The 13,955-nt window shown below is 46.6% G+C and carries 17 protein-coding genes; 6 read left to right on the top strand and 11 right to left on the bottom strand.

All coding sequences use genetic code 11. The annotated features are described in order from the left end of the window. The gene (gene comGA, locus GBH70_RS04220) at positions 1–1,113 is read right to left on the bottom strand and encodes a competence type IV pilus ATPase ComGA (protein ID WP_151679858.1); all 1,113 of its coding nucleotides are present in this window, start codon (positions 1,111–1,113) and stop codon (positions 1–3) included. Between the two features lie 208 nt (positions 1,114–1,321). Between comGA and GBH70_RS04215 the strand changes: the two genes are divergently transcribed. Then, positions 1,322–2,029 (top strand): helix-turn-helix transcriptional regulator, encoded by a 708-nt coding sequence (locus GBH70_RS04215; protein WP_151679857.1) that lies wholly within the window; start codon positions 1,322–1,324, stop codon positions 2,027–2,029. Positions 2,030–2,105: 76 nt separating this feature from the next. After that, positions 2,106–2,348: a DUF2626 domain-containing protein gene (locus GBH70_RS04210; protein ID WP_151679856.1), complete on the top strand. Its 243-nt coding sequence runs from the start codon at positions 2,106–2,108 to the stop codon at positions 2,346–2,348. A 63-nt stretch (positions 2,349–2,411) separates the two neighbouring features. On the opposite strand, the gene GBH70_RS04205 is transcribed toward GBH70_RS04210, so the two are convergent. Next, entirely contained in the window at positions 2,412–3,038 is a 627-nt protein-coding gene (locus GBH70_RS04205; protein ID WP_151679855.1) for an MBL fold metallo-hydrolase, read from the bottom strand. A 130-nt stretch (positions 3,039–3,168) separates the two neighbouring features. Here GBH70_RS04205 and GBH70_RS04200 point away from each other — a divergent pair, with 130 nt between their 5' ends. Then, positions 3,169–3,342 (top strand): DUF2759 domain-containing protein, encoded by a 174-nt coding sequence (locus GBH70_RS04200; RefSeq protein ID WP_151679854.1) that lies wholly within the window; start codon positions 3,169–3,171, stop codon positions 3,340–3,342. A gap of 46 nt (positions 3,343–3,388) precedes the next feature. Here GBH70_RS04200 and GBH70_RS04195 read toward each other — a convergent pair whose 3' ends face one another. From GBH70_RS04195 to rpmG, 6 genes are all read right to left on the bottom strand, one after another. After that, positions 3,389–3,667 (bottom strand): hypothetical protein, encoded by a 279-nt coding sequence (locus GBH70_RS04195; RefSeq protein ID WP_172968272.1) that lies wholly within the window; start codon positions 3,665–3,667, stop codon positions 3,389–3,391. Positions 3,668–4,077: 410 nt separating this feature from the next. After that, a complete protein-coding gene (locus GBH70_RS04190; protein ID WP_151679852.1) occupies positions 4,078–5,046 on the bottom strand; it encodes an ROK family glucokinase in 969 nt (322 codons plus the stop codon). A 5-nt stretch (positions 5,047–5,051) separates the two neighbouring features. Further along, entirely contained in the window at positions 5,052–5,261 is a 210-nt protein-coding gene (locus GBH70_RS04185; protein WP_151679851.1) for a YqgQ family protein, read from the bottom strand. 181 nt (positions 5,262–5,442) lie between these two features. Further along, positions 5,443–6,642, bottom strand: coding sequence for a rhomboid family intramembrane serine protease (locus GBH70_RS04180; RefSeq protein WP_253693450.1), 1,200 nt, complete (start codon positions 6,640–6,642; stop codon positions 5,443–5,445). Positions 6,643–6,721: 79 nt separating this feature from the next. Further along, positions 6,722–6,898 carry a protein YqgO gene (gene yqgO / locus GBH70_RS16640; RefSeq protein WP_172967454.1) on the bottom strand — a complete coding sequence of 59 codons (177 nt, stop codon included), beginning with the start codon at positions 6,896–6,898 and terminating at the stop codon, positions 6,722–6,724. Between the two features lie 106 nt (positions 6,899–7,004). Further along, positions 7,005–7,154, bottom strand: coding sequence for a 50S ribosomal protein L33 (rpmG, locus tag GBH70_RS04175; protein WP_151679850.1), 150 nt, complete (start codon positions 7,152–7,154; stop codon positions 7,005–7,007). Positions 7,155–7,355: 201 nt separating this feature from the next. Here rpmG and GBH70_RS04170 point away from each other — a divergent pair, with 201 nt between their 5' ends. Beyond that, complete coding sequence (locus tag GBH70_RS04170; RefSeq protein WP_151679849.1) at positions 7,356–7,706, top strand: hypothetical protein; 351 nt, start codon at positions 7,356–7,358, stop codon at positions 7,704–7,706. A gap of 88 nt (positions 7,707–7,794) precedes the next feature. Here GBH70_RS04170 and GBH70_RS04165 read toward each other — a convergent pair whose 3' ends face one another. The 3 genes from GBH70_RS04165 to sodA form a co-directional block, all read right to left on the bottom strand. Beyond that, a complete protein-coding gene (locus GBH70_RS04165) occupies positions 7,795–9,960 on the bottom strand; it encodes a peptidoglycan D,D-transpeptidase FtsI family protein (RefSeq protein WP_151679848.1) in 2,166 nt (721 codons plus the stop codon). A gap of 102 nt (positions 9,961–10,062) precedes the next feature. Next, on the bottom strand, positions 10,063–11,280 hold the full coding sequence (locus GBH70_RS04160) for an MFS transporter (protein ID WP_151679847.1): 1,218 nt from the start codon (positions 11,278–11,280) through the stop codon (positions 10,063–10,065). 126 nt (positions 11,281–11,406) lie between these two features. After that, complete coding sequence (sodA, locus tag GBH70_RS04155) at positions 11,407–12,015, bottom strand: superoxide dismutase SodA (protein ID WP_151679846.1); 609 nt, start codon at positions 12,013–12,015, stop codon at positions 11,407–11,409. 369 nt (positions 12,016–12,384) lie between these two features. Here sodA and yqfZ point away from each other — a divergent pair, with 369 nt between their 5' ends. Both yqfZ and ispG read left to right on the top strand, forming a co-directional pair. Continuing rightward, positions 12,385–12,723, top strand: coding sequence for a protein YqfZ (yqfZ, locus tag GBH70_RS04150; RefSeq protein ID WP_151679845.1), 339 nt, complete (start codon positions 12,385–12,387; stop codon positions 12,721–12,723). A 92-nt stretch (positions 12,724–12,815) separates the two neighbouring features. After that, positions 12,816–13,925 (top strand): flavodoxin-dependent (E)-4-hydroxy-3-methylbut-2-enyl-diphosphate synthase, encoded by a 1,110-nt coding sequence (ispG, locus tag GBH70_RS04145; protein WP_371862162.1) that lies wholly within the window; start codon positions 12,816–12,818, stop codon positions 13,923–13,925. Positions 13,926–13,955: the final 30 nt, after the last annotated feature.

Genomic DNA, 13,955 nt, shown 5'->3' with positions numbered 1-13,955 from the left:
TCACCGATCCGGATAAGAAACCGGCCTTGCGCTTTGAGGCTCCGCCGCTTCTTCCTCTTCAGCAATCCAGCGATGAAACTCTTCTTCAGAAATGTATCCAAGCGCAATCCCCTTTCGCAGCCATTCTTTTAAAGTTGGATAATGGTACCGGACTACTTCCCCTTTTGCTTCCTGCAGCACTTTTTGCAAATTTTTGCCGTACAAAAGCTCATAAACAGCTGTCTGCCGGTTCTTTCGACTGTGCATGCAAATCGGCGAACAGCGGCTGCCGCAAACCGGGCAAAGCAGCGTAATCAGCCGCTGGGCGCTGACAGCAAGGAGCGTCTGCTCGATTTCATGAAGGCTGATCCCAAACTCCATCAGCCGGTAGATGGCCCCCTTCGCATCGCGCGTATGCATTGTTGTCAGAACCAAATGCCCTGTCAGTGATGCGCGGACCGCAATTCTTGCCGTTTCCGCATCCCGGATTTCCCCGACCAAAATGATATCCGGATCATGGCGCAAGATTGCCTTCAGCCCTGTGCTGTAAGTAATCCCGGCCTTTTCATTCACCTGCACCTGCAAGAATGAATCAGTTTGCTTTTCGACAGGGTCTTCCAATGTGATGACATTGCGTAAAAAATGTTTCGAACAATGTTCGACAAGCGTATACATCGTTGTCGATTTGCCACTTCCGGTCGGCCCGCTGAAAATGAGCATGCCGTGCGAATGGTTCAGAAGTGCCATTAATTTTTTTGCACTGGATGGGAAAAGTGAGATTTGTCCGATTTGGTACCTTTCTTCGTGGGGGAGAATCCGGATCACGAGGCTTTCTTTTGACAGAGAGGTTGGAAGCGTCGAAATTCTTAAGGAGACGGTTTGCTGCAAGATTTTCATCTGGACTGACCCGCTTTGGGGCTTCCTTTTTTCGCTGATATCCATGGATGACATAAATTTCAAGTGGGATATCAGCCTTTCCCCGGCTTTAGCGGAAAGGTTGCGGTGGGGGTACAGCCTTCCATACTGCCGGAACTGTACATGGTAACACTGTTGCCTCGGCACAATGTGGACATCGGTCACTTTGTTCTTGACCGCTTGCCCAACCAGCAGTTCTGCCATTTTTTCAACAGACATATGCCATAACATACCACCTTTCTTTTTGGGTTACTTACTTGTTTCGACGCTGCCGGAAAAATTCCTGCAAAAAAAAATAATTTTTTCGGTTTTTTCTTAGATTCAACATTGTTTTTGTGGAAAAGTAAAGTGTGTGATTTTCGTCACAAATTTTGGCGTATTTATTATTTATAATATAGTTAGTATAAAAATTGTAGAGGTGTTTAATATGGAACCAACATTAAAAGTCATTAACGCGCTTTCAGACCCAACCCGCTATTCTATTTACCAATTTGTGCTCAAAAAAAGAGGGGAAGTCTCCGTCCAGGAAGTGGCGAATAAATTTAACATACACCCGAATGTGGCAAGGTTGCATTTATCCAAACTTGAAGATGTAAAAGTCATCACATCTGAACTGAACAAAACTGGAAAAGGCGGCCGCCCGGCAAGGCTGTATAAAAGTTCCGAACAGGTCGTTGAGCTGACCTTCCCGCACCGTGAATACAAACTGCTATCCAATATTCTGCTTGAAGCACTTAATAAATTGAAGCTGGCAAGCGGAGAACTGCTGCAGGATATCGGCAGACAGTACGGCAAACAAATCATTGAAAATATTTTAAAAAGTATGAACAAAACAAAAGACCAGCTGACTTACGATGAAAAATTGTCCGTTTTGGCAAGCGTGTCGACAATGGACGGCTACTGCATTGAAACTTCGGAGTCGGATGAGGCGAACGAATTGGACTACCATGTATACAACTGCCCGTTCAAAGAATTGATCAACCATTCTACGCAAGTTTGCGAAATGCATATTGCCTATATCCACGGCTTATTCGAAGCGCTGTTTGACGATTTTGAAATGAAGCAGCAGGAAACGATACTCCATGAATGCAGCGAGTGCATCTATCATGTGAAAGTTGCAAAAGTTGCGAATTAATTCCCGATTTTATTTACACCCCTTCCGCATTCCATTATAATAAGGTTGAATGGACATAAAAGAAGGGGTGGTTCATTTGGATCGTATGTATCGCGTACTGGGGTTTTGGACCGGTGTCATGGCGGTCATGTTTTATCTTGGCGACATGAAAGAAACCGCCTTATTGTTCCTTGCGCAAACCGGCTTTTTTGTGCTTGTCAGCTATTTGAAATTGTCCGAACGGATGTATATGTACATTTTCGGTGTGTACTTGACCATTTTCTTCGCCGGTTTTACTTATTACACCACTTTTATGCTCACACTCGGATTCGGCGAATAAAACATTTTTCTATAATATTTTATCGTATCCTAAAAAGATCGGCGGACAGTCCGCCGATTTTTTTTACCGTAAAAAAGGATTCAGCGCCGCTTCCTCCCCAATTGTGGTGGCTGGCCCATGCCCCGGCAGCACAGTAATATCCGTATCCAGCACCAAAAGTTTTGTGCGGATGCTTTCAATCAGCTGGGCATGGTTCCCGCCTGGCAAATCCGTCCGCCCGATGCTGCCGGCAAACAGGGCATCGCCCGAAAAAAGGGCATTTGTTCCGTGCAACCTGTACGAAACGCTTCCAGGCGAATGGCCGGGCGTTTCCAACACACGAAACCGGAACGGCCCGATTTTCAAATCTCCTTCACCTGTGAGCAGTTTTTCCGCAGAGCGCGCCGTCACTTCCCCCATCCGGAACAAATGCGAACCGTTCATTCCCGGGTCAGGAAGCCAATCTGCTTCATTTTCATGGACGTAAGCAGGAATTTGGTAAACGTCCCGCACCGCATCCAACGCACCAATATGGTCGAAATGCGCGTGGGTCAACAGCACCGCCAACGGATGCAGCCCTTTATCATCAATAAAGGCCATTAATTTTTCACTTTCCCCGCCCGGATCAAAAATAATGCAGTCTTTTTCACTATTCCACAGCAAATAGCAGTTTGTCTGGATCGGGCCGAGGGGGAGTTGTTCCCATTCCATTTGCATCCCTCCTTCCTTATTGTAACATGTAATAGCATCGGCAATGAGCGGAATTGTAAATACTCGACAAATTGACGGTCTAGTTGTAAAATAAAAATAATTGGATGCATTTTCATTAAGGGGGGATTTCATGGGAACCGTTATCATTTTCGGTCTTGTTTCCATCCTTTCGCTGATCGGGCTGATTACTGCCGCCAAAAACAAAAACATCCTCGGTTTCGTATTCGGGGCAATTTCTTTTGCCCTTTTCGGCTGGTTCACCATCATGACCGTCATCCATTCGGGCTATCCAACTTTCACGTAACTTTCCAAAAAGGCGGCAACTGCCGCTTTTTTTATGCCTGGCAGTTTCAGCGCGTAAAACGGAACAGATCCCCGTAAATGATTTTATCGAAAATTTGCTGTGGCCGGACTGCTTCAGCAAGCCCGATATTGAGTACGCAAAGCAAACAGGCACCCGACCAATTTGTACCCTGAAACAGCTTGGAGAAGCGCAAACCGTATTTTTTCACTGCCTTCATAGTGGCAAAATAAACGGCGATGTCCAAAAAATAAAGAAGATTCCGCCACCTCATTTCCGACAGGACGCTTTCCTTTAAATCTCTGAAATTGCTCGTTTGAAACAGCAATGGAACCGTTAAATAATCGCTGAAAAAAACGGGAAAACACAATATTGGCGTACAAAATAACGGACAGCACGGCCGCCGCGGCCAGACAGAAACGGATTTGCTTTTTCTTTTCCTTAAACAGGTAAGACAACCCGAAAGCAAAAAATAAAAATACGGCGGGATTGATCAGCAAAAAACAAACCGCTGCAGCGGGCTGCCCACTTCAAGATGGAATTCTTTGAAATAAACGATATCCGTTTTCTCCCACATGAATATAACCGCCATAAGCGGCCAAACAACCATTGTGTTGGCAAAGCTGGACAAAAAAACCCCCTTTTTTCATCATATCGCTGTTCTTTATTAAGCCAAACGTAGGCCGATATCATGAAAAAGGGGAATCGTGTTTAAATCGTATTGCCATTTCCCATATTTTAATTTTTATTCAACACAAGCCAGGCCGCCCCAATCACGCCAGCATCATTGCCTAATGTGGCAAGTTTCAGTTTTGTCGATTTGCCGACCGTTGTAAAGGCATATTTGGAAAAATAAGTGCGTAGCGGATTTAAAAGCGTATCCCCTGCTTTTGATACGCCGCCGCCGAGGATGATTTTTTCCGGATTAAATGTATTGGCGACATTTGCCAGCGCAAGCCCCAAATATTTAGCGGTTTCATCCACGACTTCATTCGCCAGTGCATCGCCTGCCGCCGCTAAATCAAACACATCTTTGGAAGTCACGCTTCCTGCCTGGCTATACAAATCTTTTAACGTGGACGGGCTACTGTATGCAGCGATTTTCTTTTTCGCCGTCCTGACGACGCCTGTAGCGGATGCGACCGTTTCAAGGCAGCCTGTTTTGCCGCAGTTGCATGGGGCGCCGCCATCCGGGATCACGGTGATATGGCCGATTTCGCCTGCCGCCCCTTTAACGCCATGCACGATATCGCCGCCTGTAATAATCCCGCCTCCGACGCCGGTGCCGAGTGTGACAAACACCATGTCATCCGAACCTTCGCCGGCGCCTTTCCACATTTCGCCGAGCGCCGCCACATTGGCATCGTTATCAATTACCACTTTTAACCCGGTTAATTGCTGCAACGTATCCACAACCGGATAGTTCTGCACCCAACCGATGTTCACGGATTCGTAAATGACGCCCGCCTCCATATCAACCGGACCGGGCACACCGATGCCGATGCCGGCAATATCCTTTTTATCCCAGTGAAGTGCTGCCAACTGTCCATCTATCGATTTTGCAATATTCGGGAGAATGGCTTTCCCTTTTTCAGACGTATCTGTTGGAATTTCCCATCTATGAAAAATATCTCCTTTTTCATTTAAAAATGCCAGTTTTGTGGTAGTGCCTCCTAAATCCACACCTGTTACCCATTTTTCAGCCATTTGCATCACCCTCGATTTCTTTTCTCTTTTTCCAGGCGTTTTTCCTGCCTGATGATCAGCATTGCTGTTTCGTATTCCCGATTTTCCAGCACCCTTGCCTGGTACAGCTCCCTCAGCTCCAGTTCCATCAGTTCAAGATCAGCAAGCCGGTCCCCGATATAGACAATGATGCCGAATTTTTTTAAAAGCTGCTGTACATCATAAAGCGTTCTCATTTCGACCCAACTTTCAATTGATAAATATCTGCCCAAGAAAAGTATAGTCGAATGTGCAATTTCTAACAAGCGCCAATTCGAGTGCTGCCCGCATAAAAATGGCCATTGGCGCTTCATTGTGTTTTTAACGGACATACAAAAAGGAGGGGAAAGATGGACACAAAGCAAAAATATTTTTTCGTCATCGCCCCTTGACGTAGCCGTTCAGCCCCATATACAGCAAGGAGACGGCCGCCAAAACCGCAACAATAAAAGCCCCGAACTGCACGCCAACCCGCCTCCGTTTCGGGAAATGGACGATCGCGGCCGCCAAAAATCCACCGAAAAGCCCCCCAAGATGCCCGAAATTATCGACGCCGGATACGGAAAAACCGAAAATCAAATTTATCACGACAAGCATGATGACGCTTGAACCCATCGTCCGGAAAAACAGGTCGCGGTAAGCCGTCCCGATATAAAGCAACGCGCCGAACAGGCCGAAAATTGCACCGCTTGCCCCGGCGGAGATGCTGCTTGAGAACAAGAAACTTGCCAGGCAGCCCGAAAAGCCGGCAAACAAATAGATCCATGCAAAGCGCCATATCCCGTAAATCCTTTCCACAAGTGGGCCGATATAATACAATGACAGCGAGTTCATCAACAGGTGCATGATGCCGATATGAATAAAAACCGGCGTGATCAGCCGCCAATACTGCCCGTCGATAATCAGCGGATTATACTTGGCCCCGAATCGGATAAGGTTTTCCGTATTTTGCGTGCCGCCAAAGAGTGTCATCATGATAAAAACGGCAATCTGTACGGCAAGGAATACATACGTAAAAAACGGCCTGCCTGCATCAAACAGCTGCCGCTCCTGCTCTTCCCGGCGGGCGGCGTGTTCAAGGACAATGCGCTGCAGTGCATAGGTATCTTCCCCGCTTGCGCCGGGTGCGGTTTCAAAATTGCCTCCCGTCAAATTGTTCAGGCGCCTTAGCCCTTCCCCCAAATGCCCGCTTTCCAAAAGAATCGTATGGACTTCCGTTCTGCCCCGGTTCACAAGTAGCGGTTCCGCCAAATACATTTGATATTCATCGACGGGCGCATATTCACTGACGTAGATATTCAGGACACGGAATGCATTCCGGCCTGTCTGCCTGCACAAATCCTCCGCGTGCGCACCCGTATACCGGATATCGCGGTACAACCAACTTCCCCAGTCAAGATCATAACGCAATAGCCGTACAAACGGCATTTTTTTATTCGCAGTATTTTCTAGCCACATTTCATCCCGGCCCCCGCTGAGGTAGATGATCCGGTAGCTGTTTTCCACGACGAAATAGTGGCCTAGTTTCCAAAATAAAAAATCTTCCCTACTGCTCACAATTTCCCCTGCCTTTTCCATTCGGTCTTACCCTAACTATAGCGAAAAAAAGGACGGCGTGTAAAGCGATTGCGCATTACACCTGTCCTTTTTCGTTTTTTTATTGGAAAGCGGACTGGATAAATCGGGAACGAATTCCGGGAATCCTCATTGCCGCCGTTACCGCCCACTTTCTGATGAGACCATACCCAAGCACGGCATTAAAAATCCGGTAACGGTTTCTGTACAACCCCGTTAAGAGCAGCAGCATCGCCAGCCATTTGATCCACCCGTTCATATTCCATTCCCCCCTTAAAAATTTTGCCGGAACTTTTATTAGGTTTCCAAAGGGAGAGGAAAATTATCCTTTGGCGAAAGAAAAAACAGCAGGAATTTCCTGCTGCTTACTTTGTTTCGCGGTGTAAAGTTGCGCGTTTGTCCCGCGGGCAGTATTTTTTCAATTCAATACGGTCCGGGTTCGTACGTTTATTTTTCGTTGTAATATAGTTACGCTCACCGCATTCCGTGCAAGCCAATGTTATATTTACACGCATGTTCATCCCTCCAAACCTAAATCTCATCAACTGTTCATACGACTTATCTATCATAGCATTTTTCCGCCCGAATTGCCAGTATGTTTTTTTCATACGCATAAATTCTTGCGCGCAACACCTGCGCCTTCCGGATTGGCTGTACACAATGCCGCAAAATCATGTTATAAATAGGGTTAGTACCTGATTAAAGGAGAGAAAACCATGGCGATTACCATCATCACCTTATTGGCGCTATCGGCCGTATTGTTTGTCATTTCTTTTTTCCATAAAGACCCTGCCCGCTACCTGGAAAAAGAATTGGAAGATTTATCCTTACAATTTTTCCAGGAGACATACAAAATCAAAAAAAGATTGCAGGTACTGGAAGAAGAATTAATGGCTGGTGACCCTTTTTTGCCGGAAAAGCCGTCGGCGCGCATACAGGTAAATGAAATTGTGAAAAACCAGGTGCTGGCTTTGTTCAAGCAAGGCCTGTCTTTCGAGCAAATCGCGAAACAGTCCGCCCTGCCTGTGCAAGAAGTCCGGCTCATTATTTCCGATTACATGAATTAAGCATAGGATAAAAAACGGATAGCGAGGACACCCCGTTATCCGTTTTTTATTCTTAGCCTGTCCGACGTCAGTTGGATTTCGCCTGGCTTTAATTTTGAACAGTTTGTGAAGCCGTATTGGTTTCACTTCCCGCTTCTTTTTTCTTTAAGTCAAAATAGGCTTTAAATACCTGGTTGGCAATTTTCAAGTTCGTATGCGGATCCGTAGCGTTTCCCATATAGGACCAAGGCACGACAACAGAAATCGCGATTTCCGGATGGTTGTACGGGGCATAGCCGACAAATGTCGAGTTCCATGCCTCATTCCAAATTGCCGGCCGGGCTTTGCCTTCAGCTGCATACTGTTCCACTTTTTCCCCGCCGTATATGGCCTGGGCCGTACCAGTTTTGCCCGCTACTTTTAGACTCGAATCAATTCGTCCGTAAGCGGTCCCGTGTGGCATATTGACGACACGGTAAAAGCCTTCTTTAACACGGTTGATGTATGATGCGCTCATATCAACACGGTTCAGGACGGTTGTGCCGATTACTTTTTCAACAGCGCCGAGCGTTTTTCCATCTTTGCTCGGCTTTCTGATTTCTTTCGCAATATGCGGCTGCACGCGGTAGCCGCCGTTCGCGATCGTCGAAATATATTGGCAGAGCTGGAGCGGCGTATAGGTGTCAAACTGCCCGATCGCAAAGTCAAGCACATTCCCGTTATTCGGCGGTACCGGTGTTTGGTATCCGGTCACTTCGCCCGGAAGATCAATACCCGTTTTGACGCCGAGGCCGAATTCGGCAAAATACTTGCGAAATTCCTTAATGGCTTTCATTTTGTTAATATCCAATGTGCTGTTCGGCACATAGTTCTTCTGCCCGCCGAGGCTCATCGCTAGGCGGAACATATAGACGTTTGAAGAATACTGCAAAGCCGTCAGATCATTAATGGCGCCGAACCCGTTCCCGGCTACCCATGACTTTTTGGTAGGTGTGCCAAGAAAATGGAGCGGCTGGTCAACAAATACCTGGCCCGGCTTAATCGCGCCGGTCTGGTAACCGGTCAGGATCGTTGCGCCTTTTACAGCGGAACCGGATGGATAAGACGTTGTCATATTCCCGAGCGCAAAGTCGGCTATTTTTGCCCTTCCGGTTTTCGTGTCCGTTTGCACCTGTTTACCGGCCATTGCCAAAATTTCACCCGTATAAGGATTCATGACCGTAACAAATGCCCTGTCCACCAGCGGATTGCTTGCCCTTGCCGCCGAAATCTCCTGTGTCAAGATTTTTTCAATCTCTTTCTGCAGTTCGATATCAACTGTCAGGACAAGGTCGCTGCCCGGCTGCCCTTTGCTGATAACGGTCGATTTGATCACATTACCTTCTTTATCCGTCTTTGTTTTGATTTTCTCTTTTTCCCCGCTCAGCACATCTTCGTATTCCTGCTCGAGATAGCTCGTCCCGACGCGGTCATTGCGGCTGTAACCGCGGGCCGTGTAATATTGCTCCTTGTCGGAAGGAAGGCCCTCTTTCTCCGTCGAAACGCCGCCGAGGACAGAACCTAAAACGGAATCGCCGTTTGCTTCTTTAAACACATAATTCCGTTCCCAGTCGGTCGTAATGTCCACGCCCGGCAGAGAAGAAAGATTTTCGCTGACCGTTGCATACTCTTTATCCGTAACGCCCGTATTTTTAATAATTTGCGGTGATAAGGCATAGCCGGACGACATCTTCCTGTAAATCGCCAGCTCATTCAAATCCTGTTGGGAAAAAGAGTCGATATCATTTTTTGTGATACGCTTCAACTGCAATTTATAAATCGCGTCACTGTTGTTTTTCAATTTCTCCTGCTCTTTTTTTGAAACCAGCTGTTTCGCTTCGTTCTGGTGGGTCAGGATCCAAAAATCCTTTTTATCCCGATCCGTAATCTGCTTCAAATCGGAAGGCGATGCTTTCACAATTTTGGCCAAAGCCTTGGCGACCTTCAGCATTTTATCCGTGCTGTCAGCCGTTGTTCTAGTATATGTGATGGCTTTCTCCGCTTTATTTCCAACAATCACCTTATAGTTCCGGTCAAGAATTCTTCCACGGGGAACAGAAGTATTAATCGTCTGGTCCTCCGTCTGTTCCAGTTCTTTTTTATAATCCTGCCCGTAAACAATCTGAACAATGCCCAGACGCACGACTAAGACCGAAAAAAGCACAAAAACAGCAAAGAACAGCATATTCATCCGAAACGGAATATGCGATCTCTTTTTCCGCTTTTTTTTCTTCAAAACTTTTCTGCTCCTTTCGTAAATCGGCTCTACTGTCCATTTTAACGAAAAAAAGCTGCAATGGCTATAAAAAATACCGCCATTTTTGAAAACAGCGGTGCGTTACAGGTCTTCCCGGAGCCGGATGTTCCTTGTAAAAAACGAAATGCATAAATGACCTGCCCCGATCAAAAGCATCAGCACGCGGATGCTCACCTGGTCATTAAAAAAAGTTACAGCCACAATAAACAGCAAGATCGAAGTGATTCTCCCGGAATTGGTAAACATTTCAAGAACGACGATATACTCGATCCGTGCTTCCGCCGCTTTCCATGCCCTCCCGATCACATCATAGGTCATGGAATTATACGGGACGAGCAAAAGCGGATACGCAAGTGCAATCGTTGCCGCATACAAAAGCATTCTTGGATAGGTCACTTCAAAAATGAACAAAAAGACAGCCGCATACAAAAGCAGCCCCCCCAAAAAAATCAAACGCTGGCGGTGTTTGATTTTTACAAATCTGGCGACAAGTGTATATCCCAAAAACTGCAGGAATGAATTGATCAGCCCGAATGTGCCGAGGGAAAGTTCGCTCCCCGTGGAAAGAAACACAAATACGGAGATCATAAAAACAAACGTGCCGTCCCGGAGCCCTTGGACAAAATGCGCGTTTGTGATCCTTTTCCAGTTCGGGTTGTAGCTCCGCTGTTTTAATACGTGTTTAAACAAGTAACGGCCTTGTGCCGGACGAGGTGATATGAAAAAACTAAGCACGACTGCAATGGCAAACAACAGCAAAGATAAAGCAAAAACAACCGTATAGCCGTTTTTCCCGATGGCGGAAATAATCAGTCCGGCTGCAAACGGACCGGCCATGCCGCCGATGGAACTGAAAGCGCCCATAAAGCCGTTAAAAAAATCCCTCGTTTCGGGTTCTGTGATTTCAAACGTCAGCACATTATAGGCAAGCCAGTAGAACCCGTAACCTACCCCGAGCAGCCCCCCGAGCAAAACAATATATTGACTCGCATGCCCGCGGGAAAACAGGACACACAAATAAAACAGCGCCAAAAAAGCCACCCCGATCCGGAACACCAACACTCTGTCCACTTTTTTTGCCCAACGGCCGGCGACAATGAACGTCAGCGGCTGGAGGATGACCACCGATAAATTATAAACCGCCAGATCTATGTACTCTCCTGTTTGTTTCCATAAATAAATGTTGACAAAGGAATTCGACAGGGAAACACTTAAAGAATAAAGCCCCCCGATCGCAAGCAGCAAAACCAAATCCTTTGACAGTTCAATATCTCCAAACCATTTTTGAACTCGCTTCATCAATAAAAACTCCCCTCATTCCCCTATATTGTTTGAAAAAGCGGAGCCTTTATTCATATGGAACAAGCGGGCGGATAAAAAAGAGCGTGCCTGCGAAAACGCGGCACGCTCTTTTTTATCATTATTTTATTTTGTTGCTTCGTACAATTTTGCAACTTCATCCCAGTTGACGACATTCCAGAATGCTGCAATATATTCCGGGCGGCGATTTTGGTATTTCAAATAGTAAGCATGTTCCCACACGTCCAGGCCGAGGATCGGTTTTTTGCCTTCGGAAAGCGGGCTGTCCTGGTTCGGAGTGCTAGTGATTTCCAATTCGCCGTTGTTGACAACAAGCCATGCCCAGCCTGAGCCGAAACGGCCTGCTGCTGCAGCGGAGAATTGTTCTTTAAATTTTTCAAAACTGCCGAATTTGCTGTTGATCGCATCCGCAAGCGCGCCTTTTGGTTCTCCGCCGCCGTTAGGCGAAAGCAGTTTCCAGAACAGCGAGTGGTTCGCATGGCCTCCGCCGTTATTGCGGACAGCCGTACGGATATCTTCCGGAACGGCATCCAAATCCGCGATCAAATCTTCAACTGATTTAGCCGCCAGATCATCATGGCCTTCCAAAGCTTTATTTAGGTTTGTAACATAAGTGTTATGGTGCTTCGTATGATGGATGTTCATTGTTTCCTTGTCGATATAAGGCTCGAGCGCATCGTACGCATACGGCAATTGCGGTAAAGTATAGGTCATTTCTATTCCTCCCCTATGTAATGGTGTGAACTAAAAAGTTCAAAGTTTTGTCATATTTAATGTACCAAAACCCGCTTATTAATGGCAAATTTTATGGCTTGCATTTTTTAAAAACTTGGCGAAGTTCTTGATCAATGTTAATGATCGCGAAATCTGCTTCGCGCCCTGCGTCTGCAAGCCTTATCACTCAATGCCTGTGCACAAGGGGTCTTTTCTTGCTCGTTTATCCCGCAGTAGTCTAAGAAATCAGCGATAATCAACAATAAATTTAACAGAACCAAAAACTTAATCCCCTTTTCCCCGGTTCTGGTTCTATATGGACATCCCTGCACATATACATATAGCACCTTAAAGGAGGGGAATTGTCTCATGTTAAAAAAAATGTTTGCCCTTATCTCAGCCGCCATTATTTCCTACAGCATTTACTACGATATCCACGCCGGCACGATCCCGTCCTATGCGCAGGAAACACCTGAAAAATCCGCTTACCAAAATACAGTACAGCACAAACAGGAACCATTTGCCACGGTCCGGGTCAATCCCGGTGATACTGTCCTTACCATTGTCGAAAAACTTTCCGGCTCTTCCAAAGATCTTTCCATTGAAAAGATCATCCGCGATTTCAGCAGGCTCAATAACGGAATTGCCCCGGAAGATATTCAAATCGGACAGACATACCGTTTCCCAATCTATCATGCCTCCCATTAATTCCTTGTCAATCCATGCAGAAAATTGGTACAATAAAACTTGGCACAATCAGTTTTCACTAGATTGATAGATCATAAAAGGAGCGAATTTCCTTGGGTGAAATCATACATCGTTCAAAAACGCGCCCAGTTAAGGTCGGCAATTTGACGATCGGGGGAAGCAATGAATTATTTATCCAAAGCATGACGACGACAAAAACCCATGATGTGGATGCAACTGTCCGGCAGATCGAACGGTTGGAGGAAGCCGGCTGCCAAATCGTCCGTGTTGCTGTTCCGGATGAAAGGGCAGCCAATGCCATCCCCGAAATAAAAAAGAGAATCCGTATCCCGCTTGTTGCGGATATCCATTTTGATTACCGCCTCGCCTTAAAAGCAATTGAAGGCGGGGTTGATAAAATCCGGATCAATCCGGGCAATATCGGAAAGCGCGAAAAAGTTGAAGCGGTCGTAAAAGCCGCCAAGGAACGCGGCATTCCGATCCGTATCGGGGTCAATGCCGGAAGTCTGGAAAAGCATATTTTGCAAAAATACGGCTACCCGACGGCGGACGGCATGGTCGAAAGCGCCCTGCACCATATTCAAATTTTGGAAGACCTCGATTTCCATGATATCATCGTTTCGATGAAAGCATCGGATGTGCGGCTTGCAATAGAAGCCTATGAAAAAGCGGCAAGAACATTTGACTATCCGCTCCACCTCGGCATTACGGAATCCGGGACACTGTTTTCAGGGACCATCAAAAGCGCGGCCGGGATCGGGACGCTTTTGAACATGGGCATTGGCAATACACTCCGCATTTCGTTGAGCGCGGATCCGGTTGAGGAAGTGAAAGTGGCGCGCGAACTACTGAAAATTTTCGGGCTTGCTTCCAATGCCCCGACGCTCATTTCCTGCCCGACGTGCGGCAGGATCGCGATCGATTTGATCAGCATCGCAAACGAAGTAGAAGAATATTTACAAACCATCAAAGCACCGATTAAAGTGTCTGTGCTCGGCTGCGCGGTAAACGGACCGGGCGAGGCAAGGGAAGCGGATATCGGCATTGCCGGCGCCCGCGGCGAAGGGCTTCTGTTCCGCAAAGGGAAAATCGTGCGGAAAGTACCGGAAGACAAGATGGTGGAAGAACTGAAAAAAGAAATCGACATCCTTGCCGAAGCGTATTATAAAAAACAAGCTGAACAAAATATCAATTTGGTTTAAGAAAACACCGGCTCATTGCTTAGCCGGTGT

This window comes from Weizmannia acidilactici (assembly GCF_008974225.1).
GTDB classification, from domain to species: domain Bacteria; phylum Bacillota; class Bacilli; order Bacillales; family Bacillaceae_C; genus Weizmannia; species Weizmannia acidilactici.
Note: the sequence above shows the minus strand (reverse complement) of the source record. Positions and strands in the feature narration are given on the sequence as shown.